General features: G+C 70.7%; 18 protein-coding genes. 4 read left to right on the forward strand and 14 right to left on the reverse strand.

The genetic code is table 11. The features are described from left to right. Window positions 1–138 precede the first annotated feature (138 nt). Together AB0L65_RS32035 and AB0L65_RS32040 are read left to right on the forward strand one after the other, a co-directional pair. A complete protein-coding gene (locus tag AB0L65_RS32035) occupies window positions 139–1,191 on the forward strand; it encodes an integrase core domain-containing protein (protein ID WP_364252740.1) in 1,053 nt (350 codons plus the stop codon). Between the two features lie 115 nt (window positions 1,192–1,306). Then, complete coding sequence (locus tag AB0L65_RS32040) at window positions 1,307–1,918, forward strand: maleylpyruvate isomerase family mycothiol-dependent enzyme (RefSeq protein WP_364252742.1); 612 nt, start codon at window positions 1,307–1,309, stop codon at window positions 1,916–1,918. 60 nt (window positions 1,919–1,978) lie between these two features. On the opposite strand, the gene AB0L65_RS32045 is transcribed toward AB0L65_RS32040, so the two are convergent. From AB0L65_RS32045 to AB0L65_RS32105, 13 genes are all read right to left on the reverse strand, one after another. Beyond that, a complete protein-coding gene (locus AB0L65_RS32045) occupies window positions 1,979–2,611 on the reverse strand; it encodes an alkaline phosphatase family protein (RefSeq protein ID WP_364252745.1) in 633 nt (210 codons plus the stop codon). A 6-nt stretch (window positions 2,612–2,617) separates the two neighbouring features. Next, on the reverse strand, window positions 2,618–3,745 hold the full coding sequence (gene eboE, locus AB0L65_RS32050) for a metabolite traffic protein EboE (protein ID WP_364252748.1): 1,128 nt from the start codon (window positions 3,743–3,745) through the stop codon (window positions 2,618–2,620). Next, on the reverse strand, window positions 3,745–4,596 hold the full coding sequence (locus AB0L65_RS32055) for a TatD family hydrolase (protein ID WP_364252751.1): 852 nt from the start codon (window positions 4,594–4,596) through the stop codon (window positions 3,745–3,747). Before AB0L65_RS32055 ends, eboE begins: the two co-directional genes overlap by 1 nt. Continuing rightward, complete coding sequence (locus AB0L65_RS32060; RefSeq protein ID WP_364252754.1) at window positions 4,596–4,898, reverse strand: EboA domain-containing protein; 303 nt, start codon at window positions 4,896–4,898, stop codon at window positions 4,596–4,598. Before AB0L65_RS32060 ends, AB0L65_RS32055 begins: the two co-directional genes overlap by 1 nt. Then, a complete protein-coding gene (locus AB0L65_RS32065; protein WP_364252757.1) occupies window positions 4,895–5,755 on the reverse strand; it encodes a sugar phosphate isomerase/epimerase family protein in 861 nt (286 codons plus the stop codon). The genes AB0L65_RS32060 and AB0L65_RS32065 overlap by 4 nt, the downstream gene beginning before the upstream one ends. Continuing rightward, complete coding sequence (locus AB0L65_RS32070; RefSeq protein WP_364252760.1) at window positions 5,752–5,889, reverse strand: hypothetical protein; 138 nt, start codon at window positions 5,887–5,889, stop codon at window positions 5,752–5,754. Before AB0L65_RS32070 ends, AB0L65_RS32065 begins: the two co-directional genes overlap by 4 nt. Continuing rightward, on the reverse strand, window positions 5,886–7,139 hold the full coding sequence (locus AB0L65_RS32075) for an inositol-3-phosphate synthase (RefSeq protein WP_364252763.1): 1,254 nt from the start codon (window positions 7,137–7,139) through the stop codon (window positions 5,886–5,888). Before AB0L65_RS32075 ends, AB0L65_RS32070 begins: the two co-directional genes overlap by 4 nt. A gap of 54 nt (window positions 7,140–7,193) precedes the next feature. Continuing rightward, complete coding sequence (locus AB0L65_RS32080; RefSeq protein WP_364252766.1) at window positions 7,194–8,201, reverse strand: sugar phosphate isomerase/epimerase family protein; 1,008 nt, start codon at window positions 8,199–8,201, stop codon at window positions 7,194–7,196. Beyond that, window positions 8,198–8,323, reverse strand: coding sequence for a hypothetical protein (locus AB0L65_RS32085; protein ID WP_364252769.1), 126 nt, complete (start codon window positions 8,321–8,323; stop codon window positions 8,198–8,200). Before AB0L65_RS32085 ends, AB0L65_RS32080 begins: the two co-directional genes overlap by 4 nt. Continuing rightward, window positions 8,320–9,378 carry an ABC transporter substrate-binding protein gene (locus AB0L65_RS32090; RefSeq protein WP_364252772.1) on the reverse strand — a complete coding sequence of 353 codons (1,059 nt, stop codon included), beginning with the start codon at window positions 9,376–9,378 and terminating at the stop codon, window positions 8,320–8,322. The genes AB0L65_RS32085 and AB0L65_RS32090 overlap by 4 nt, the downstream gene beginning before the upstream one ends. Window positions 9,379–9,409: 31 nt before the next feature. Then, the gene (locus tag AB0L65_RS32095; RefSeq protein ID WP_364252775.1) at window positions 9,410–10,426 is read right to left on the reverse strand and encodes an ABC transporter permease; all 1,017 of its coding nucleotides are present in this window, start codon (window positions 10,424–10,426) and stop codon (window positions 9,410–9,412) included. Continuing rightward, window positions 10,423–11,904, reverse strand: coding sequence for a sugar ABC transporter ATP-binding protein (locus AB0L65_RS32100; protein ID WP_364252778.1), 1,482 nt, complete (start codon window positions 11,902–11,904; stop codon window positions 10,423–10,425). Before AB0L65_RS32100 ends, AB0L65_RS32095 begins: the two co-directional genes overlap by 4 nt. Window positions 11,905–12,129: 225 nt before the next feature. Next, window positions 12,130–13,425 (reverse strand): ROK family transcriptional regulator, encoded by a 1,296-nt coding sequence (locus AB0L65_RS32105; protein WP_364252781.1) that lies wholly within the window; start codon window positions 13,423–13,425, stop codon window positions 12,130–12,132. 239 nt (window positions 13,426–13,664) lie between these two features. Here AB0L65_RS32105 and AB0L65_RS32110 point away from each other — a divergent pair, with 239 nt between their 5' ends. Then, a complete protein-coding gene (locus AB0L65_RS32110; protein WP_364252784.1) occupies window positions 13,665–14,948 on the forward strand; it encodes an ROK family transcriptional regulator in 1,284 nt (427 codons plus the stop codon). A gap of 115 nt (window positions 14,949–15,063) precedes the next feature. Beyond that, entirely contained in the window at window positions 15,064–19,605 is a 4,542-nt protein-coding gene (locus tag AB0L65_RS32115) for a ThuA domain-containing protein (RefSeq protein WP_364252787.1), read from the forward strand. Between the two features lie 48 nt (window positions 19,606–19,653). Here AB0L65_RS32115 and AB0L65_RS32120 read toward each other — a convergent pair whose 3' ends face one another. Further along, window positions 19,654–21,315 (reverse strand): hypothetical protein, encoded by a 1,662-nt coding sequence (locus tag AB0L65_RS32120; protein ID WP_364252790.1) that lies wholly within the window; start codon window positions 21,313–21,315, stop codon window positions 19,654–19,656. Between the last annotated feature and the right edge of the window lie 190 nt (window positions 21,316–21,505).

The raw sequence follows: 21,505 nt of genomic DNA on the forward strand, positions 1-21,505 counted from the left end.
AGTACGAACGCTTCTACAACCTGTCCCGCTCGAAAATACGGTTTCGTGCTGTGAGCTGGGGTTTTGCTACATGATCAGGGCGGTGGCTGCGACCATCTCGAGGTGTTGTCGTCGTTGGCTTACCGGTTGGTGAGGGGCTTGTTCGGCCTGCTGACCGTGCTGATCCGCTCTGATCTGTCTAAGGATGTTGAGCTGTTGGTGCTTCGTCATGAGAACCACGTGCTCCGCCGTCAGCTCGGCAGTCGACCGCGGTGGGGTCATGTCGACCGGCTCTGGCTCGCGGCATTGTCGCGGCTGATCCGCCGCTGCCGGTGGCCGGAGGTGTTCCCGGTCACCCCGGCGACGATCTTACGCTGGCATCGCACCCTTGTGAGGCGTAAGTGGACCTTCACCGACAGACGACGCCCGGGACGCCCTTGCACTCGCCGGCCGGTCAAGGCACTGGTCGTGCGGATGGCGCAGCAGAACCCGACCTGGGGACACCGGAGAATCCAGGGTGAGTTGGCGCGCCTGGGCTACTCGATAGCGGCCTCCACGGTGTGGGAGGTCCTGCACGCCGCCGGCATCGATCCGGCGCCTCGCCGGGCCGGGCCGACCCGGCGGCAGTTCCTGACTGCTCAAGCCCACGCGATCATCGCCTGCGACTTCCTGGTGGTCGAGACGGTGCTGCTCAAGCGGCTGTATGTGCTGGTCTTCATCGAGCACGGCACCCGGCGACTGCACCTGGCCGGAGTGACCGCGCACCCGACTGGAGCATGGACGGTGCAACAGGCCCGCAACCTGGTCATGGACCTGGGTGACCGCATCGCCGGGCTACGATTCTTGATCCACGATCGGGACCCGCTCTTGACCTCTGCCTTTCGTGAGGTCTTCACAGCTGAAGGGCTACGGACCATCACCACGCTGCCGCGGACACCGAGGATGAACGCCATCTGCGAGCGGGTTGTCGGCACCCTGCGCCGTGAGCTCCTGGACCGGATCCTGATCCTCAGCGAACGTCACCTGACCTTCGTGCTCCGCGAGTATCTGATCCACTACAACAGGCACCGTCCGCACCAGTCCCGGAAACAACGTCCCCCGGACATCGCAACGCAGCCTGCCTGCAACGTGACCGACCTCAACGATCTACGATCCATCCATCGAAAACCCGTCGTCATAGGAATGATCAACGAGTACCACAACGCCGCATAACCGCAGCTCAAGCCGCGTAACTCAATATTCGAGCGGCACACTCTTCGGGGTACCGGAACGCCGTAAGATCACCGTCCGAGCCGATGACAACCGGCCTCGTGGAGGGAGAAACGCAATGAGTACTGCACGCGAGCAGGGATCGCCGCTCGACCTGCGGGAGCGGCTGGAACTGTGCGACCTTCTGGCCGAGCTCGGGCCGGACGCCCCGACGCTGTGCGCGGGCTGGACCACGCTCGACCTGGCCGCGCACCTGGTGCTGCGCGAGCATTTCGCGCGATGGACCGACGAACGAATGTCGATCGAGAAAGCCAAGGGCCTCGCGGCCCTGATCGATCGGCTGCGCGGCGGTGCCCCTCTCGTCCCGTGGCGCCTGCCCGGGATCCGCACCCTGATGAACGGCGTCGAGTATTTCATCCACCACGAAGATGTCCGGCGAGCCAATGGTCGAGGCCGGCGGACCGACCGTCCCGACCTCGAAGCGGTCGCCTGGCGGATGACCGGCTTCACCGGCCGGCGGGTCGCCCGCCAGATCCGGCCGCACGGCTTGGAGTTGCGCCGACCCGAGGGTGAGCCTCGTCGGTTCGGTTCGGCCGGAGGTGCCGTGCTCAGCGGTGAACCGACCGAGTTGCTGCTGTATCTCAGCGGACGCCGCGACGCGGCCCAGGTCACTCTCGAAGGCGACGCCGACGCCGTCGCCGCGCTCCGAGCCGCACAAGCCGCCGTTTGACTCTCCAAGCGGTGGCCACGGTCCGGGCGTGCCACGCCGACGGGGTGCCCGCGTCGTGCGTCAAGGGCGCTGTGTGTCGCGAAGACCGGTCACGTTCTCATGACCGCGCTGTCCAGCCCCCGGCAGCGTGAGCCGCAGGAGCAGGTCCTTGACCTCCACCGCCGCGAACCGTTCCCGGGCCGCGGAGGCATCGGAGCAGAGCAGTACGGGGGCGTCTGCCGGGTCGGCGGGTGGCAGCCCGTGGGAGCCGCGTACGGCGTGGGCGCCCGCGCCGAGCCCGACGACGTTCATGAGGTAACGCAGGCCGAGCTTCTTGCGCAGCAGCGCCACCCCCGCCCGCAGCTTGGCCGCCGCAGGGGACTCAGGGTCGAAGAAGAGCTCGGCAGGGTCGTAGCCGGGCTTGCGGTGGATCTCGACGAGCCGGGCGAAGTCCGGCGCATGGGCGTCGTCGAGCCAGTAGTAGTAGGTGAACCAGGCGTCGGGCTCGGCGAGCAGCACCAGTTCGCCGGAGCGGGTGTGGTCCAGGCCGTGCGCCGCCTTGCCGTCCCGGTCGAGCACCGCGGCCACGCCCGGCACGGAAGCGCACAGCGCGGCGACGGCCGGCTCGTCGGCGGGATCGCGCACGTAGACATGGGCCACCTGGTGGTCGGCGAGAGCGAACGCGCGCGAGGTCCACGGGTCCAGGTACTCCATGCGGTGTCATGCTGTCACTCCCAGGTCGCGTAGCTCGGCGCGGGCGAAATCGAGCTCGTCGGCGAGGTTGACGGCGAGTTGTCCGGGTGTCTTGGGACGCAGCGCCGGCGGCAGCACACTCCAGGTGTAGGTCTCCACGTCGAAGTGGTCGCAGAGCGGCTGGGGATCGCCCACCAGCTCCTTGAGCGCCTCGCGGAGCACGGGGACGGTCGTGGCCAGCGGTGCGACCGGGGAGACGTGCAGGGGCAGGTGGTAGTGGACCCGCCAGGGGCCGGGGAGCCGCCCGTCGAACGCCTCGCTCAGGTCGTCGGCGGAGCCGCCGGCGGGGTTGCGGGTCTGGTGCAGGAAGCGCGGCTCGGCGTACTCGTGCAGGGCGTCCGGGTGAGAGGTCTGCAGGGCGGCCGAGAGCTGGACCTTGACGATGGGCAGGCCCGCCTCGCGTAAGGCGCGCAGCGCGTCGGCGGGATGTTCCCAGGCGCAGGCCAGATGGGCGAGGTCCAGGCAGATGCCGAGGCGTTCGGTGTCGGTGTCCGACAGCGTGGCGATGGCCTGCTCGGTCGTTTCCACGACGCAGCCGGGTTCGGGCTCGAACCCCACCCGGATGACCCGGCCGGTCGTGGACTCGACAGCGGCCAGCCCCGCGGCCAGCTCGTCGAGGCGGCGCGCGGCCAGGCCGGCCATCGCGGCGTTCCACGGCTCGCGCCAGCCGAACGGCAGGGTGGAGACCGACCCCCTGGCCGCGTCCTCGGGAAGCAGGTCCGCCAGGACGTGCGCCAGGTCGAGGGTGTAGGTCAGCCGGGCCGGTGTGGTCCAGTCGGGGCGGTAGACGGCGTGCTTGACCACTGGGTCGTGGAAGGAACGGTAGGGGAACCCGTTGAGCGTGACGACCTCCAGGCCCCGCGCGGTCAGCTCGCGGCGGAGACGTCCGCGCAGCGCCGGGTCGGCGGCGAGCGCGGCGGCGACCGGCGCTGCCAGCCAGAGCCCGAGACCCAGGACGTCGGCCCCGAGGATGATGCGGACCGGGGCCGCGTACGTGTCGAGCTGGGCGATGATGCCGTCGAGGTCTTCCGCGGGGTGCACGTTGGTGCAATAGCTGAGGTGCAGCGGCGTTCCGGACGGGTGACGCAGCCGCATCAGAAGCCGCCGCGCTTGATGGAGCTGCCGGCGAACGCGGGCTCGCCGGCACCGGTGACGGCCAGCTCGAGGCGGCCGGACTGGCCGTAGAAGTCCACCGGGTTGCGCCACAGCACCCGGTCGACGTCGTCCTCGCCGAGCCCCGCCGCCAGCATCTCCCTGCCCGTTTCCAGGGTGAGCAGCGGGTCGGACACGCCCCAGTCGGCAGCGGAGTTGACCAGCATCCGCTCCAGGCCGTGGCGGCGGAGGATCTCCATCATGCGGGGCGGCGACATCTTGGTCTCGGGGTAGATGGAGAAACCCATCCAGCAGCCGGAGTCGCGTACGAGGTCGACGGTCACCTCGTTGAGGTGGTCGATCGCGACCCGCTCGGGCGCGATGCCGGAGGCGGCGACCACGTCGAGGCTGCGCCGGGTGCCGCTCGCCTTGTCGCGGTGGGGGGTGTGCACGAGCGCCGGGAGGTCGTGCTCGACGGCGAGGGCGAGCTGCCGCTCGAAGGCGTCGTCCTCGTCGGAGGTCATCGAGTCGTATCCGATCTCGCCGACCGCGACGACGCGGTCCTTGTCCAGGTACCGCGGCAGCAGGTCCAGCACGGGGCGGCAGCGCGGGTCGCCGGCCTCCTTGGGGTTGAGCGCGATGGTGGCGTGGTGCACGACGCCGAACTGGGCGGCCCGGTACGGCTCCCAGCCGAGGAGCGAGTCGAAGTAGTCGACGAACGAGCCGGGGTTGGTGCGCGGCTGGCCCAGCCAGAAGGCGGGCTCCACGACGGCCTGGACTCCCGCGGCGGCCATGCGCGCGTAGTCGTCGGTGGTGCGCGAGGTCATGTGGACGTGCGGGTCGAAGATGCGCATCAGGTCTCCTGCCTGGTGAGACGGTGGAGCAGCGCGGCCGCGTCCTCGGGCATGGGTCGCCCGGCCGCGGCACGTTCGTCGGCGAAGGCCGCCAGCATGGCGGCCGGCTCGGTGTCGGCCCGCTCGTCCAGCCGGTCCACGGCGTTCAGCGGCACACCCATGAACACGCACTTGAGCACCGCCCGCTTCTCGTCGGCGTCGCCTTGCCGGTAGAGGTCGCAGGTCATGGCGGTGACGCGGTCGGGCGGGAGCGCGGCGAGCAGCAGCGCCGGCGCCGTCCGGAGCTGCTCGGCCCGCGTCACGACGCACCCTCTTCGGCCGGGTACGGGGCCGCCCGCTCGGCGCGGCGCAGAAAGGCGAGGGATTGGGCGGCCACGGTGGGTGCGGCGTGCGAGTGGCGGGGGAGCTCGACCGCGACCAGGCCGCGGTAGCCGGAGTCGGCGAGCACGCGGAGCACGGGCGGGAAGTCGACCTCCCCTTCGCCGAACTCCAGATGTTCGTGCACCCCTCGGCGCATGTCGTCGATCTGGACGTTGACCAGGTGCCCGGCCACGGCCTCCACGCAGGCGGGCACCGGGTCGGGTTCGTTGCAGCGGCAGTGGCCGATGTCCAGGGTGATGCCGAAGCCGGTCGGAGAGCCGAGCTCGCGGTGCAACGCCCGCCACCCGGCGATCGTCTCGACGAGCATGCCCGGCTCGGGCTCGAAGCCCAGCGGCACCCCGGCTCCCCATGCCGTGTCGAGGACCCGCGCGCAACCCTCGACCAGGCGTTCCCAGGCGAGGGCCGGATCGACGTGGGCGGGGCGTACTCCGGACCAGAACGACACCGCCTCGGCGCCCAGATCGGCGCCGATGGCGACGGCCCGGCGCAGGAAGTCCACCCGCGTTTCCCGGTCGTCGTCGAGCAGCGTGGGGGCGTGCTTGCGCCGCGGGTCGAGCAGGAAGCGGGCGCCGGTCTCGATGACCACCCCCAGGCCGAGGGTACGCAGGCGGTCGGCGAGCTTGGCCACCCGCGGCCCGAGCCCGTCGGCGTAAGGGTCGAGGTGGTGGTGGTCGAGGGTCAGGGCCACCCCGGCGTAGCCGAGATCGGCGATGACGTCGAGAGCGTCCGCCAGGCGGTGGTTGGCGAAGCCGTTGGTGCCGTAGCCGAATCTGATCATGTCGGTGAGAGCTTTCCGACCAGGCGGCGGGCCGGCGGGACCGCCGCGGCGACCCCGGCGGCGGCCCCCGCGGCCACGTCACCGGGGACGGAGAGCGCGGCGGGCGCCCGCACGAGTTCGCGCGGGCCCGTCATCGGCCCACCTCCGGCGTTTCCTCCCCGTCCTCCGCGCCGAGCACGGTGACGAAGTCGCGCAGCGCCTGCCACTGGGCGGCCAGAGCGTGCGGGACCGGGCCGAGGGGGTCCTTGAAGAAGAAGGCCAGCTCGGTCAGTGGGCCCGTCCGCCCGGCGCGGTGGGCGGACGCCGTCAGCCGGGCCAGGTCGAGGATCAGGGGCGCGGCCAGTGCGGAGTCGCAACCGTGCCAGGTGAACTCCATCCGCATCGCGGTGCCGAGGAAACCCTCGAAGGTGACCAGGTCCCAGGCGGTCTTGAAGTCGCCGAGGTCTTCCAGGTAGTCGATGCGGGTCTCGCCCTGCGGCGCGTACCCGAGGGTCTCGGCCAGCACGCGCTGCTTGCTGGCGGCCTTGGCCGCGTTGGCGCCGGGCTGGGCGAGGTTGGCGCCGTCGCCGCCGCCCAGCAGGTTGACACCGGACCAGGTGCGCACTTTCAGGTTGCGCTGGGCGAACATCGGGGCGAGCACCGACTTCACGAGGGTCTCGCCGGTCTTGCCGTCGTGCCCGGCATAGGGGAGGCGCAGCCGGAGGGCGAGGGTGTCGAGGGCGGGCAATCGGGCGCCCGTCGAGGGGGTGAAGTCGACGTACGGGCAGCCGGCGAGCAGCGCGGCGTAGGCGGCCAGCGAGCTGGGCGGGAGGACGGGATCGGGGCCCGCCAGCGCGGCCTGGAGCGCGTCGGGGTCGGCGTGGGCGGGGTGGGATGGGGGAGTGGGTTCGGTGGTCGAGACGTTGATCACGACGACCCGGTCCAGGTCGTGGCGGCGGCGGAAACGGTCGAGGTCCGCGCCGATGGCCCGCGCCACCTCGGCCTGGGTGGCGCCGGAGGACTGCCCGGCCGTCCCCGCCGCCGTACCCCCGGCAGCGGGGGCGTGGACCGCGCCGGGCGGAGCCGGGGTCTCGGCGGCTGGGGGCAGGGGGCGCACGTCCTGCTCGATGCCGAGCAGGTCGCCGTGTACGGCCCGGACCAGCGCGGCCGGGACGATGCCCGCCTCGGCCAGCGCCGCGGCCTTCTTGTCGAGGGGGACGGAGGTGATGTCGTGGCCGCCGAAGACCAGGTCGCCGATGCCGGGCCGGACGAGGTCGCGCAGCTCGGGCGACTCCAGGACGCAGCCGGTGGGTGCGGCCAGGCCGGCCCGTACGGCGAGCGCTCCGATCATGCTCGTGACGGCGACCGATCCGCGCGCTCCGATCAGCCAAACTCCCGTGTTCATGTGGCTCTCCTTCACGCGCGGGGCGGCGAGGGCGGCCCGCCGCCCCGCGATGGGTCATTCGGCGGAGAAGGCGGCGTCGAAGGCTGCGGCGGGCGGCGTGATCGCGTTGAAGCGGCGGATCAGGTCCAGCGCGTCAGGCGCCCCGTGCAGCCGGTCCATGCCCGCGTCCTCCCACTCGATCGAGATGGGGCCGTCGTAGCCGATCGCGTTCAGTGCGCGGAAGCAGTCCTCCCAGGGCACGTCGCCGCGCCCGGTGGAGACGAAGTCCCAGCCCCGCCGCAGGTCGGCCCAGGGCAGGTGCGAGGACAGGCGGCCGCGGCGGCCGTCGCCGGTGCGCACCTTGGCGTCCTTGCAGTCGACGTGGTAGATCCGGTCGGCGAAGTCCAGGATGAACCCGGCCGGGTCCAGGTCCTGCCACACCATGTGGGAGGGGTCCCAGTTCAGTCCGAAGGCGGGCCGGTGGCCGATCGCCTCCAGCGTGCGCACGGTGGTGTGGTAGTCGTAGGCGATCTCGCTCGGGTGCACCTCGTGTGCGAAGCGCACGCCGACCTCGTCGAAGACGTCGAGGATCGGGTTCCAGCGCGCGGCGAAGTCGGCGTACCCGGCGTCGATCATCGAGGCGGGCACGGGCGGGAACATCGCCACCGTGTGCCAGATGGACGAGCCGGTGAAGCCGACCACCGTGCCGACGCCCAGCTTGGCGGCGGCCCTGGCGGTGTTCTTGATCTCCTCCGCGGCGCGCCGCCGCACTCCCTCGGGCTCGCCGTCGCCCCAGACACGTGCGGGCAGGATGCCCCTGTGCCGCTCGTCGATCGGGTTGTCGCAGACGGCCTGCCCGACCAGGTGGTTGGAGATCGTCCACACCTTGAGGTTGTGCTTGGCCAGCAGCTCCAGCCGTCGCTCGACATAGGAGTCGTCGGACACCGCCTTGTCGACCTCGAAGTGGTCACCCCAGCAGGCGATCTCCAGGCCGTCGAAGCCCCACTCGGAGGCCAGGCGGCACACTTCTTCGAACGGCAGGTCGGCCCACTGGCCGGTGAACAGAGTGATCGGTCTGGTCATGAACCCTCCACGGGGATCGGACGGCTGCCCTGAGCCGCGCTCGCCTCGATGCGCACTGCGGCGTCGTCCACGGTGACGGTGCCCCTTCCGGCCGACCGGCCCACCCCGATGTGCGGGGTCATGACTCGAATCCCAGCGGCAGGTACTGGGCCGCGTTCTCCTTGGTGACGGTCTCCGAGGCCAGCGTGATCGACTGCGGCACCTGCTTCTCCAGCAGGTCGCTCATGCCCTTGCCCTGCGCGATCAGGCGGGCCAGCTTGATCGCCGAGGCCGCCATGGTGGGGCTGTAGGTGACGGTGGCCTTCAGCACCCCGGAGTCGGCCTGGATGTCGCGCATCGCGTTGGCCGATCCGGCGCCGCCGACCATGAAGAACTCGTTGCGCCCGGCCTCCTTGATCGCGGCCAGCACGCCGATGCCCTGGTCGTCGTCGTGGTTCCAGATCGCGTCGATCTTCTTGTGCGCCTGCAGCAGGTTGGTGGCCACCTTGGTGCCGGACTCCACGGTGAACTGCGCGTCCTGCTGGGCGGCCACGCTGAACCCGTACGTCTTGAGCGCGTCGGCGAAGCCCTTGCTGCGGTCCTGGGTGAGCGGCAGCGTGGCGATGCCCTGGATCTCCAGGATCACGGGGTTGGCGACGCCCTTGTCCTTGAGCTGCTTGCCGATGTAGTGCCCGGCGGCGACGCCCATGCCGTAGTTGTCGCCGCCGATCCAGGTCCGGTACGACAGCTTGTCAGGGAAGATCCGGTCCAGGTTGACCACGGGGATGCCCGCGTCGGTGGCCTGGCGGGCGATCTGGTTGAGCTGCTGGCCGTCGTTGGGCAGGATCACCAGCGCGCCCACCTTGGCCGCGATCAGCGACTCGACCGCGCTGATCTGCGCGTTGATGTCGTTCGTCGGCTCGACCGGCTTGAACTCCACGTCCGAGTACTGCTTCGCGGCGTCCTGGGCGTTCTTCGTGATGGCCGCGATCCAGCCGTGATCGGCCGCGGGCGCCGAGAAGCCGATGACGACCTTCTCGCCGGGGACGTCGTTGCCCGCGGTGGCGGCGGGCGCCGGTGCGGCGGCGCTGCTCGATGTCGCGGCCGGCTCGTTGCTCGTGCACGCGCTCACCAGGGCGCCGACCCCGACGACGCCGCCGCCGACGAGGAAGCCGCGACGCGGTAAGGAAGTGGACATGTGAATTTCTCCTTGCGAGGGGGGTGTCGGGTCAGACGGGTGAGCGCAGGGCGCGCCGCTGGAGCAGCACGGCCACCACGATGATCAGGCCCTTGGCGATCAGCTGGTCGCTGGTGTTGAGCCCGTTGAGAATGAACAGGTTCGTGATCAGGGTGAAGATCAGCAGGCCGAGGATGGAGCCGATGATCGTGCCGCGGCCCCCGGTGAGCAGCGTGCCGCCGATGATGACGGCGGCGATGGCGTCGAGCTCGTACAGGTCGCCGTGGGTGGACGAACCGGTCGTCGTACGCGCCATGATCAGCACCGCGGCGATGCCGCAGCACAGCCCCGACAGTGCGTAGAGCAGCATGGTGTGGCGGCGCACGTCGATGCCGGCCAGCCGGGCCGCCTCGGGGTTGCCCCCGACCGCGTACGTACGCCGTCCGAAGGTGGTGCGGTTCAGCAGCACCCAGCCCAGCACCACCACGACCGCGAAGACGTAGACCAGCAGCGGGATGCCCAGCAGCCGCGTGGTCGACAGGTCCACGATGGCCTCGTTGCCCTGCTGCACCAGCTGCGTCTTGCGGTCCGACATGCGTTGTGCCATGCCGCGGGCGGCCACCAGCATCGCCAGGGTGGCGATGAACGGCACCAGCCGCCCGTAGGCGATCAGCAACCCGTTGATCAATCCGGCCCCGGTCCCCACCAGTACGGCACAGATGATCATCACGAACGGGCCGTAGGACTGGGTGGCCAGCGTGGTCGCCCATACGGAGGCCAGCGCCATCACGGCGCCGACGGACAGGTCGATCCCGCCACCGATGATCACGAAGGTGGCCCCGACGGTGATCACGCCGATGGTCGCGGCCAGGGACAGGATGCTCACCAGATTGGAGGCGGTGGCGAAGGTGTCGGGCACCGTCACCAGGCCCACCACGGCCAGGAGCCCCAGGGCGGCGATCAGCCCCAGGTGTCGGATCTCACCCAGCTTGAGCCGGGATCCACCCCCGGGAGCGGGGGCCGGCGCGGCCGCGCGCCCGACCAGCGAGGGTGTCGAAGGCTCGCTCATACCGGGCTTCCTTCCATGATCATGTCGAGGATGTCGTGTTCGCGGAGGTCCCGGGCGTCGCCGTCCCTGATGAGCCGCCCCTGCCTGATGACGAGCACCCGGTCGGCCAGGCCGAGCACCTCGGGCACCTCGCTGGAGACCAGCAGCACCCCGATTCCCTGGTCGGCGAGCCGGCGCACCACCGCGTACAGCTCGGCCCTGGCGCCGACGTCCACGCCCCTGGTCGGCTCGTCGAGCAGCAGGAGCCGGCGGTGGTTGACCAGCCAGCGGGCCAGCACGGCCTTCTGCTGATTGCCGCCGGACAGGGTCCCGATCGGCCGGTCGGGGTCGGCCGGCCGGATGTCCAGCGTGCGCACCATGGCGCGGGCGTCCTCGGCCTCGCGGCGCCGGTCCATCCAGCCCAGCCGCGAGTAGCGGTCCAGGCTGGCCAGCGTGATGTTGCGGGCGACGCTCTCGCCCAGCAGCAGCGCCTGGGCCTTGCGCTCCTCGGGGGCGAGCCCCATGCCGCGCCGGACCGCGCCGGTGGTGCCGCCGCCCGCCGGGACGGGGCGGCCCTCCAGGAAGACCCGTCCCGAGAACGGGCGCGCGCCGTAGACGGCCTCGATGATCTCCGACCGGCCCGAGCCGACCAGCCCGGCCAGGCCGACGATCTCTCCGGCCCGAACCGAGAACGACACGTCCTCGACCCGGCCGGGCACCCTCAGGCTCTCCACGCGCAGCACCTCCTCGCCGGGCTCGCGGGATGGTCGGGGTGGGAAGACGTACTCGACGTTCCTGCCCGTCATGAGTGTAACGATTTGCGTTGTAGGCGTATCTCGCGCCGACAAACTTACAGCGACTGTACGTCCATCCTTCAGAACGGTCACCCTGCTGCCGATCTCGCGGATCTCCTCGAGCCGGTGCGAGATGTAGACCACCGCCACGCCCTGGGCGGTCAGCTCCCTGATGATGCGGAAGAGGTTGCGGACCTCGTCGTGGGCCAAGGCCGCGGACGGCTCGTCCATCACGATCAGCTTGGTGTCGTGCGAGAGCGCCCGCGCCATGCTCACCACCTGCTTGGCCGCCGGGGACAGCCGGCCCACCTCGGTGGTGGGACGGATCTCGCCGTGGCCGAGCCTGGTCAGCAGCTCGCGGGTGGCCCGATCGGACTCGCGCCGGCTGACGAAGCCGAGCCGGGCGGGCTCGTGACCGAGGAAGATGTTCTCGGCCACGCTGAGCCCGTCCACCAGGTCGAGCTCCTGGTAGATGGTGGAGATGCCGAGCCGGATCGCCGCCGTCGGGCTGGTCGGCCGCACCTCCTGCCCGCCGAAGGTGATGCTCCCCTCGTCGGGCTGGTGCGCACCCGCGAGGATCTTGATCAGTGTGGACTTGCCCGCGCCGTTCTGGCCGAGCAGGCAGTGCACCTCGCCGGCGCGGACGTCGAGATCGACGCCGTCCAGGGCGCGCACGCCGGGGAACTGCTTGACGATTCCTCGCATGACGAGGAGGGACGCCGAGCCGGGGGATGACTGCGGCACAGGGACCTCCGGGGGATGTGGGGATCCCGCCCGCCTGACGGCGCAGGTCAGCACTGCCGCGACGGCACCGAGGTCGGCGTTGACGATGCAGGCGCGGCACCGGGCGGCCGATCAGGCGGACGGGACGTTCAGCGAGGGCGAGTGTCCCGCCGCCGGTGGGCGGGACGTGGAGGTGGATGCGAGGGCTCAAGGGGACGGGGGGAGGGCGGGGGTGGCGATGGTGGTGGGGTCGGCCAGCACCCGTTCGACGACGGCGCCGGCCGCTCCCCGCGAGGCGGCGCCGAAACCGAGGTCGGAGGCGACGAACCGGCACCGTTCTGTGGCGGCGGCCATGCCCAGGCGGCGCAGCTCCGCCTGGGCGACGGGGATGAGCCGGTCGGCGAGCCGGGCGAAGTAGCCGCCCAGCACGATGACCCGCGGGTTGAACAGGTTGACCAGCAGCGCGGACCCGCGTCCGAGCCACCGGCCCGCTTCCGTGACGGCCGCGTCGACCCGGGGATCCCCTTCGGCGCGCCGCTGCTCGATCTCGGCCAGTCGTTCCTCAGGATCGCGGACGACCTGCTGGCTCCTTCCGTAGGCGTGGTCGGGGGTGGCCGTACGCACCAGCGCCGCCAGCCCGACCTTGGTCTCCCAGCAGCCGATGCGGCCACAGCCGCACTGCTCGCCCGACGGGTCGACCATGACGTGGCCGACCTCGCCGGCGAATCCGTCCGCGCCGTTCAGCAGCCGGCCGCCGGAGATGACACCGCCGCCGATGCCCACCTCGCCGGTGAGATAGACGAGGTCGGGCGTGCCTGCCGCGACGCCCGAGGTGTACTCGGCCAGCGCGGCGAGGTTGGCGTCGTTGTCCACCGCGATCGGCACGTTCGGGGGGATGTCCGCGCGCGCCAGCCGCTCGGCCACCGCCACCCCGTGCCAGCCGAGGTTCGGGGCCACCACGACGGTGCCCGTGGTGTCGATCAACCCCGGGACGGCGATGGTGATCCCGGCCGGTGCGACCCCGAGCCGGCCGAGGTCGGCGACGGCCCGCTCGATCACCCGGGTCAGCTCGTCCAGGGAGCGTTCGGAGCTGGACCCCATGGCGTCGAAGCCGAACCGCCGGTCGATCAGCACCCGCCCCGCCAGGTCGGTGGCGAAGGCGGCGATGTAGTCGACGTTGACCTCCACGCCGAGGGCCCCGACCCGCGAGCCGTCCAGGACGAGTGCGAGGCTGGGGCGGCCGACGGAGCCCGCGTGCTGCGGGCCCGTCTCCTTGAGCAGCCCGCGAGCCTGCAACTCGCTCACCAGGCTGGTGACGGTGGTCTTGTTGAGACCTGTCTGGACGGCGACCGCCGACCGGGAGCACGGCCCGTGGTCGCTGACGTGGCGCAGCACCAGAGCGAGGTTGGAGCGGCGCACCGTTGCCTGGTCCGCGGGGATGCCCGCGGAGCCGACGCGACTCTTCACGTCGGTGGTGCGGCCGTCCGTCCTGCTGTGGTGCACGCCACTCCCTAATTAGTTTGCATGGCTGGCCGAATTAAAAGCATCCATTTCGGTCTGAAACAAGTGGGAAAACGTTTCAAGCTCCGTAACGGTCTGGAAACGCGCCCGAATTCTGCGGGTGACCTGCGGCGGAGCGCGCGTTGCCAACCCGTTATCGAAGTCGGGGGTGCGGATGCGGACATCTTGGTGTTACAACCGTCATTAATTGATATCGGAGACAAATAAAGGGCAGGTGAAGCGTGACGGACGAGCCGTACCTCGCCCGCCCGGCGGGCGGCCCGGGCCCTCCGGCCGGCTCCGCCTCCGTGCGCCGCGCAAACCTCTCGCTCGTGCTGCGCCAGCTGCGCGACCACGCCTCGCTGTCGCGGGCCGACATCGCGCAGGCGACCGGACTGCACCGCGCCACCGTCTCCAACCTGATGACCGAGCTGGTCGATCGGAGGCTGGTGCGGGAGGTCGGCGTCGAGCACGCGGGGGCGATCGGCCGCCCCAGGCGCGCGGTGGCGCTGTACGGCGCGCACGTCGGCGCCCTCGGCATGGAGATCAACGTCGACTACATCGCGGCGCACGGCACCGACCTCAGTGGCCGCGCCCTCGTCGAACGGCGGGTCGTCTTCGACGCGATGAGCAGCGGCCAGGACCGCGCGCTGCGCCGGCTCTGCCTGGTGGCGGGCGAGGCCGTCGCGGCCATGAAACGTGCGGGCGCCGCCCCCGCGGGCATCGCGGTGGCAGTCGCCGGCCTGGTGAACGCGGCTAGCGGCGTCGTGACGTTCGCGCCCAACCTGAACTGGCACGACCTGCCGCTCGCGGACCGGCTGTCCGACGCGCTCGGCCCGGTCCCCGTGCCGGTGACGGTGGACAACGACGCCAACCTCGCCGCGCTGGCCGAGCACGCCTCGGGCGTCGCCGCGGGCACGCCCGACCTGGTCTACCTCACCGGCGAGGTCGGCGTGGGCGGCGGCATCGTGGCCGGCGGCCGGCTGCTGCGGGGCGCGGACGGGTTCTCGGGAGAGGTCGGGCACCTGCCGGTCGACCCGTACGGCGAGCGGTGCGGCTGCGGCCGGATCGGCTGCTGGGAGACCAAGGTCGGCCTGGCGGCGCTGGTCCGCGCGGCGATGCCGGAGCAGGCGTACGAGCTGCCCGGCTCGCCGGTCCCCGATCCGGAGGAGCGGGTCGCGGAGATGGCCGGAGGTCTGGCCGCGGGCGACCCCCGCATGCTGGCGGCGGCCTCGGAGGCCGGTCGCTGGCTCGGACTCGGCGGCGCGATCGTGGTCAACCTGTTCAACCCGCGGGTGATCGTCGTCGGCGGATACTTCGCGGCGCTGGCCCCGTGGCTGCTGCCGCACGCCCAGGCGGAGCTGGAACGGCTGGCCGTGGCCGGCCCCGCCGCCCGATGCCGATTCGTCGCCTCCGACCTCGGGTTCGGCGCCGCCTCCAGGGGCGCCGCGACCGTCGTGGTCAACCAGCTCATCGACGACCCAACCTCGATCATGGACCCCCTGCCCCGGCCGACAGCTCGCTGACGGCCCCGACCGCGGAGACAGCACTCTCCGCCACACCGCAGTACCGCAGGAAAGTGGCAAAAGCGCGGCGGCGCGCGCCTTGCCTGACGTCCCCTCCAAGTCAGGAAGGATCTTCATGTCACTCCGTACGCCACGCTGGGCGGCGCGGTTATCCACCGCTGCCCTGCTGACCCTCACGGCGGTCACAGGCCTGACCGCCACCCCGGCCGGGGCGGCGATCGACATCCCCGCCTACGACTATCAGGCGGTCTCGCTGGCCGCCGGGCCGGCCGACCTGGGCCAGGCGATGTCCCTGGCCGTCCTGCCCGACAGGTCGGTGCTGCACACCGCCCGAGACGGCACGGTCCGCCTCACCGACGCCTCCGGCGCGACCAAGGTGGCGGGCAAACTCGACGTCTACACCCACGACGAGGAGGGCCTGCAGGGCGTAGCCGTGGACCCCGGCTTCGCCACGAACCGCTTCGTCTACCTCTACTACTCGCCCGAGCTCGACACGCCCTCCGGCGACGCCCCCAAGAACGGCACGGAGGCCGATTTCGCGCCGTGGAAGGGCCACCTGAACCTGTCGCGCTTCACGCTGAAGGCGGACGGCACCCTCGACCTGGCCAGTGAGAAGGTCGTGCTGGAGGTGCCCAACGACCGCGGCCAGTGCTGCCACGTGGGCGGCGACATCGACTTCGACGCCGCCGGCAACCTCTATCTCACCACCGGCGACGACACCAACCCGTTCGAGTCCGACTCGTACTCCCCTCTCGACGAGCGCACCGACCGCAACCCGCAGTTCGACGCCCAGCGGTCGTCGGGCAACACCAACGACCTGCGCGGCAAACTTCTGCGGATCAAGCCGCAGCCGGACGGCAGCTACACCATCCCGGAAGGCAACCTCTTCCCGCCCGGCACGGCGAAGACCCGGCCCGAGATCTACGCGATGGGCTTCCGCAACCCGTTCAGGATGAGCGTGGACAGGGTCACCGGCATCGTCTACCTGGGCGACTACGGCCCGGACGCGGGCTCGGCCAACCCTGACCGGGGACCCGGCGGGCAGGTGGAGTTCGACCGCATCGCCGGCCCGGGCAACTACGGCTGGCCGTACTGCACCGGCACCAACACCACCGCCGAGACGTACAACGAGTACACCTTCCCGAGCGGCCCCTCGGGGGCGAAGTACGACTGCGCGGGCGGGCCGGCGAACAACTCCTTCCGCAACACCGGCCTGGCCCAGCTGCCGCCCGCCAAGTCCAGCTGGATCAAGTACGGCGACGCCGGCTCGCCACCCGAGTTCGGCAGCGGCTCCGAGTCACCCATGGGCGGGCCGGTCTACCGCTACGACCCCGACCTCGACTCCCCGATCAAGTTCCCGCAGTACCTGGACGGCAGGTACTTCGCCGGCGAGTACGGCCGCCGCTGGATCAAGGCCATCGAGGTGAAGGCGGACGGCTCGCCAGGTGAGATCAGCGCCTTCCCCTGGACCGGCACCCAGGTGATGGACATGGCCTTCGGACCGGACGGCGCCCTGTACGTGCTCGACTACGGCACCGACGCTGGCGACCAGGCGCTGTACCGCGTCGAGTACAGCGGCGGCGCCAACCACAAGCCCGTCGCCAAGGCATCCGCCGACAAGACCTCCGGCAAGGCACCGCTGACCGTCGCCTTCTCCTCCGAGGGCAGTGCCGACGTCGAGGGCGGCGCGCTCACCTACTCCTGGGCGTTCGGCGACGGTGACACTTCGACCGAGGCCAACCCGACCCACACCTACACCGAGAACGGCACCCTCACCGCGACGCTGACGGTCACCGACCCCGAAGGGGGCACCGGCAGCGCCGACGTCATCATCACGGTGGGCAACACCGCCCCCAGCGTGACGCTCTCCCGGCCCCTCGACGGGCAGCTGTTCGCGTTCGGCGACACCGTCCCGTTCGAGGTCAAGGTCACCGATCCGGAGGACTCCTCGATCGACTGCGACAAGGTCAAGGTGACGTACCTGCTCGGGCACGACAGCCACGAGCACCAGATCACCTCCAAGAACGGCTGCTCGGGCACCATGGCGATCCCTGCCGACGGTGAGCACGACGCGGCCGCCAACCTCTACGGCGTGCTCGACGCCGAGTACACCGACTCCGGCGGCCTGACCACCCACGACTCGCACGTGCTGCAGCCGCGGCACCGGCAGGCCGAGCACTTCAGCGACCAGCAGGGCATCCAGCTCGCCACCCATGGCACGGCCGAGGGCGGCGCCACCGTCGGCTTCACCGACAACGGTGACTGGATCGCCTTCAAGCGCTACGCCTTCGGCGACGCCACCAAGTTCGTCGCGCGGGTCTCCTCGGGCGGGGCCGGCGGCACGATCGAGGTGCGCGCGGGCTCGGCGACCGGCACCCTGCTCGGCTCCGTGGCCGTGCCGGTCACCGGCAGTTGGGACACGTTCGCCAACGTCACCGCCGACCTGAGCGGCACCCCCTCGGGCACCACCACCCTGGTCCTCGTCTTCAAGGGCCCCTCCGGCCAGGGCAACCTCTTCGACGTCGACTCCTTCACCCTGACCGACTCCGCGGCGCCCACCGAGGCGGAGTCGTACACCTCCAACTCGGGCGTCCAGACCGCGGACAAGCCGACGGCCAGCGGCGGCAAGACGGTCGGCTACATCAACGACGGCGACTGGGCGGGCTACGCCACGGTCAGCACCGCGGGAGCCACCTCCTTCACCGCCCGGATCTCCTCCGGCGGGGCCGGCGGCACCATCGAGGTCCGCGCGGGCTCGGCGACCGGCACCCTGCTCGGCTCCGTGACCGTGCCGGTCACCGGGAGCTGGGAGACCTTCCAGACCGTCACCACGTCGCTGACCGGCGGCGCCTCGGGACCCCTGTTCCTCGTCTTCAAGGGGAGCAGCACGGGCTACCTGTTCGACGTCGACAACTTCACGCTCGGCACCGAGAACCAGATCCTCGTCTTCTCCAAGACGGCCGGCTTCCGCCACGACTCCATTCCGGCGGGCATCAAGGCCATCCAGGACCTCGCGGAGGACGGCGGCTACACCGTGACCGCGACCGAGGACGCGGGCGCCTTCACCGCCGCCAACCTGGCCAAGTACCGCGCGGTGGTGTTCCTCAGCACCACCGGCGACGTGCTCGACGCCACCCAGCAGGCCGCGTTCGAGGCCTACGTTGACGGCGGCGGCGGGTACCTCGGCGTGCACTCGGCCTCCGACACCGAGTACGACTGGCCCTACTACGGCAGGCTCGTCGGCGCCTACTTCAAGGGGCACCCAGCCATCCAGCAGGCCACGGTCAAGAACGAGGACCGTACTCACCCGGCCACGGCCCACCTCGACGCCACCTGGCCCAGGACCGACGAGTGGTACAACTTCCGCACCAACCCGCGCGCGAGCGTCCACGTTCTGCAGAGCCTGGACGAGAGCACCTACACCGGCGGTGACATGGGCGACCACCCCATCACCTGGTGCCACCCCATGGGCAAGGGGCGCTCGTTCTACACCGGCCTCGGTCACACGAACGAGTCCTACGCCGACGAGAAGTTCCGCAAGCTGCTCGTCGGCGGCATCCGCTGGGCGAGCGGCGTCGCCCAGGGCGACTGCTCCCTCGACACCACGCCGCCGCAGGTGTCCGCCGCCACCACCCCGGCGGCTCCCGACGGCGCCGCGGGCTGGTACGTCTCCAGCGTCTCGGTGACCGTCACCGCCGCGGACCCCTCGGGCATCGCCAAGACGGAGGTCAGCGTCGACGGTGGGCCGTGGACCGCCTACACCGACCCGGTGAGCGTGGCCGCCGACGGCGACCACAAGGTCGCCTACCGGGCGACCGACAAAGCGGGCAACACCGGCGAAGGCACCGTCCAGGTCAAGAAGGACGCCACCGCGCCGCTGACCACCGCCCAGTTCGCGCCCGCCAACGACGACGGCTGGCACGGCGGCGCGGTGCCGGTCACCCTGGCCGCGACGGACCCGGCCTCCGGCGTGGCCGCCATCGAGTACAACCTCGACGACGGTGGCTGGAAGCCGTACACCGAGCCGGTGAACATCACCGGCGACGGCACGCACGCCCTCGCCTACCGGGCCAAGGACAAGGCGGGCAACGTGGAGACCGAGAAGGCCGCCACGCTGAAGCTCGACGGCACCCGCCCCACCGTCCTGGTCTCCGGCATCTCCGACGGCCAGATCTACGGCGACAGCCAGGATCTGCGGATCAGCTGGGAGGCGATGGACAGCACCTCCGGCGTCAAGACGCTGGCCGGCCGGCTGGACGACGCCCCCTACCAGTCGGGCCTCCTGCGGGCCCTGTACGAGATGAAGCTCGGCATCCACGCGTTGAAGGTGACCGCCACCGACGGCGCGGGCAACACGACCGAGCAGACGGTCACCTTCGGCGTCACCACGTCGACCCGTGACCTGGGCAATCTGGTCGACCGCTTCCGCGCGACGGGCCGGCTCAGCCAGAAGGCCGCCAACACCCTGCAGGCCGAGCTCACAAAGGTGCGCAAGGCCGAGGCATCGGGCAACGACGCCAAGACCGTCAAGGCACTCCAGGGCTTCCGCGCGAAGGCGGTGGACCCGGCGCTGGTGACGGTGGAGGAGATCCGCCAGGTGCTGGCCCGCGACACGGACGCGCTCATCGCCCGCCTGTCCGTGCAGAAAGCAGGCTGACCCTGTGTCGTGGCGCGCCGGTGTGAGCCGGCGCGCCACGACATCACATCAGTTGGTGATCAGGTCGAACGATTCCCAGGGGCCGATGGCGGTGCGGTTGGCGATGAGTGGTGCGGCTCCTGCGTTGTCGGCGCAGACGTACTGGCCGTTGGCCTGGGCTTTGAGGCTGATGGTGCCGTCGGGGTTGTTGGTCTGCTGGAAGGTCTCCCAGGGGCCGACGGCGTCGCGGTTGGCGATGAGCGGCTGGGCGCCGGCGTTTTCGGCGGTGACGTACTTGCCGTTGGCCCTGGCCTTGAGGGCGATGTTGCCGTTGCCGAGGTCCACGCGGTCGAACTGCTCCCAGCCGCCGATCGCGGTGCGGTTGGCGATCAGGGGTTGGGCTCCGGCGTTCTCCGCGGTCACGTACAGGTTGTTGGCCCGCGAGCGCAGGCTGATCACCGTGGAGGACGCGTTGGCGACGGGCTGGGTCGGGCGTACGGAGGTGAGCGCGATCTGCCCCTTGAGCATCCGGCCGCCGTCGCCGGTGAGCCGCAGGTAGTAGTCCGACGAGCACACCGTGCCGTCCTCGTCCAGGCCGAGGAGGCCGGAGCCGGCCGGGATCATGGAGGCGTTCTCGGCGGTCTTGGCGATCTGGTTGCCCTCGTTGAACTCGTCGAACATCGAGATGTAGATGCCCTGTGCGCCGACGCGGACCATGTTGTAGAACTGCCGCCACATGAAGTCGCCGTGCGCCCGCTGCCGCCCCTTGACGTCGCCCGGCAGCACACAGGGCTGGTAGTCGATGCCGTGGGAGTTGCAGTACGCCTGGTCGGGGGTGTTGAGGTTGGTGTAGAACGAGTCGGAGTCGGCGGCCTTGCCGATCCTGCCGACCATCCAGGGCGAGAGCATGTTCAGGGCGTTGAAGACGTCGATGAAGCCCGGCCGGCAGTCGTTGATGCCCTGCCGCCAGTAGGTCGGCACGCCGCCCATCACGTAACAGCCCTGGGCCTTGAACCAGTTCACCACGTCCAGGCAGGCCGCCGCGTCGGATGGATGCTTGTCCTCCGTGAAGCCGAAGCCCCAGATGCCCACGACGGGTTTGCCGTTCTGCTTGGCGTACGCGGGGGAGGCGGTCAGGGCGGCCATCTTGGCGGTCCAGTCAGTCTTGATCTCGGGATGGAAGTTCGTCCAACCGGACACGTCGTACATGATGTAGAACTTGCGGCCATTGGCCTCGGCGGCGCTGCGGACCTTGGTCGCCATCGCGTCGCGGGTCGGGCCCTCGCCGCCGTTCGGGTTGAAGCGCTGAAGCGCCGCGGTGTCGATGTTGTTCTCCCGCATCCAGCGGAAGTGCGTGTCCACCGTCTGCTGGTCGTAGGAGGAGAACAACGTCGCGGGCTGCCCGTTGCCGAGGTTGCCGTAGGCCGTCCGGTAGGTGCGGGTGTACTCGCGCATGTCGGGCCAGGCCACGATGGTGGTGTTGCTCGGTGACGGCGGCTGGGACGGGTTCTGGCTGTAGTGCCACCAGGTGTTGATGGGGGCTCCGTCGCCGATGCAGGCGAACCAGCCCTGGTAGCCAACGGTGATCTTCCCGACCACGTCGCCCGGCGGGCTCGCCGCCTGCGCGGCGCTGGTCAGGGCGGAGGCCACCTGGCTGGACGCCACCGCGGCCAGGGCGGATCCGGAGAGCACGGACGTGACGAACGTACGGCGCGAGATATCGACATGCATTCCTTTGCTCCACTGCGGCGTCAAGGTCAGTTGGTGATCAGGTCGAAGGATTCCCAGGGGCCGATGGCGTCGCGGTTGGCGATGAGCGCTGAGGATCCGGCGTTGTCGGCGCACACGTATTTGCCGTTGGCCTGGGCTTTGAGGCTGATCGTGCCGTCGGGGTTGTTGATCTGCTGGAAGGTCTCCCAGG

Source organism: Nonomuraea sp. NPDC052116, assembly GCF_040680035.1.
GTDB lineage: Bacteria > Actinomycetota > Actinomycetes > Streptosporangiales > Streptosporangiaceae > Nonomuraea > Nonomuraea angiospora_A.

Coding starts and splice junctions, on each gene's coding strand:
- AB0L65_RS32040 (WP_364252742.1), top strand. CDS start 1,307: ATGAGTACTGCACGCGAGCAGGGATCGCCGCTCGACCTGCGGGAGCGG.
- AB0L65_RS32045 (WP_364252745.1), bottom strand. CDS start 2,611: ATGGAGTACCTGGACCCGTGGACCTCGCGCGCGTTCGCTCTCGCCGAC.
- eboE (WP_364252748.1), bottom strand. CDS start 3,745: ATGCGGCTGCGTCACCCGTCCGGAACGCCGCTGCACCTCAGCTATTGC.
- AB0L65_RS32055 (WP_364252751.1), bottom strand. CDS start 4,596: ATGCGCATCTTCGACCCGCACGTCCACATGACCTCGCGCACCACCGAC.
- AB0L65_RS32065 (WP_364252757.1), bottom strand. CDS start 5,755: ATGATCAGATTCGGCTACGGCACCAACGGCTTCGCCAACCACCGCCTG.
- AB0L65_RS32070 (WP_364252760.1), bottom strand. CDS start 5,889: ATGACGGGCCCGCGCGAACTCGTGCGGGCGCCCGCCGCGCTCTCCGTC.
- AB0L65_RS32075 (WP_364252763.1), bottom strand. CDS start 7,139: ATGAACACGGGAGTTTGGCTGATCGGAGCGCGCGGATCGGTCGCCGTC.
- AB0L65_RS32080 (WP_364252766.1), bottom strand. CDS start 8,201: ATGACCAGACCGATCACTCTGTTCACCGGCCAGTGGGCCGACCTGCCG.
- AB0L65_RS32085 (WP_364252769.1), bottom strand. CDS start 8,323: ATGACCCCGCACATCGGGGTGGGCCGGTCGGCCGGAAGGGGCACCGTC.
- AB0L65_RS32090 (WP_364252772.1), bottom strand. CDS start 9,378: ATGTCCACTTCCTTACCGCGTCGCGGCTTCCTCGTCGGCGGCGGCGTC.
- AB0L65_RS32095 (WP_364252775.1), bottom strand. CDS start 10,426: ATGAGCGAGCCTTCGACACCCTCGCTGGTCGGGCGCGCGGCCGCGCCG.
- AB0L65_RS32100 (WP_364252778.1), bottom strand. CDS start 11,904: ATGCGAGGAATCGTCAAGCAGTTCCCCGGCGTGCGCGCCCTGGACGGC.
- AB0L65_RS32115 (WP_364252787.1), top strand. CDS start 15,064: ATGTCACTCCGTACGCCACGCTGGGCGGCGCGGTTATCCACCGCTGCC.
- AB0L65_RS32120 (WP_364252790.1), bottom strand. CDS start 21,315: ATGCATGTCGATATCTCGCGCCGTACGTTCGTCACGTCCGTGCTCTCC.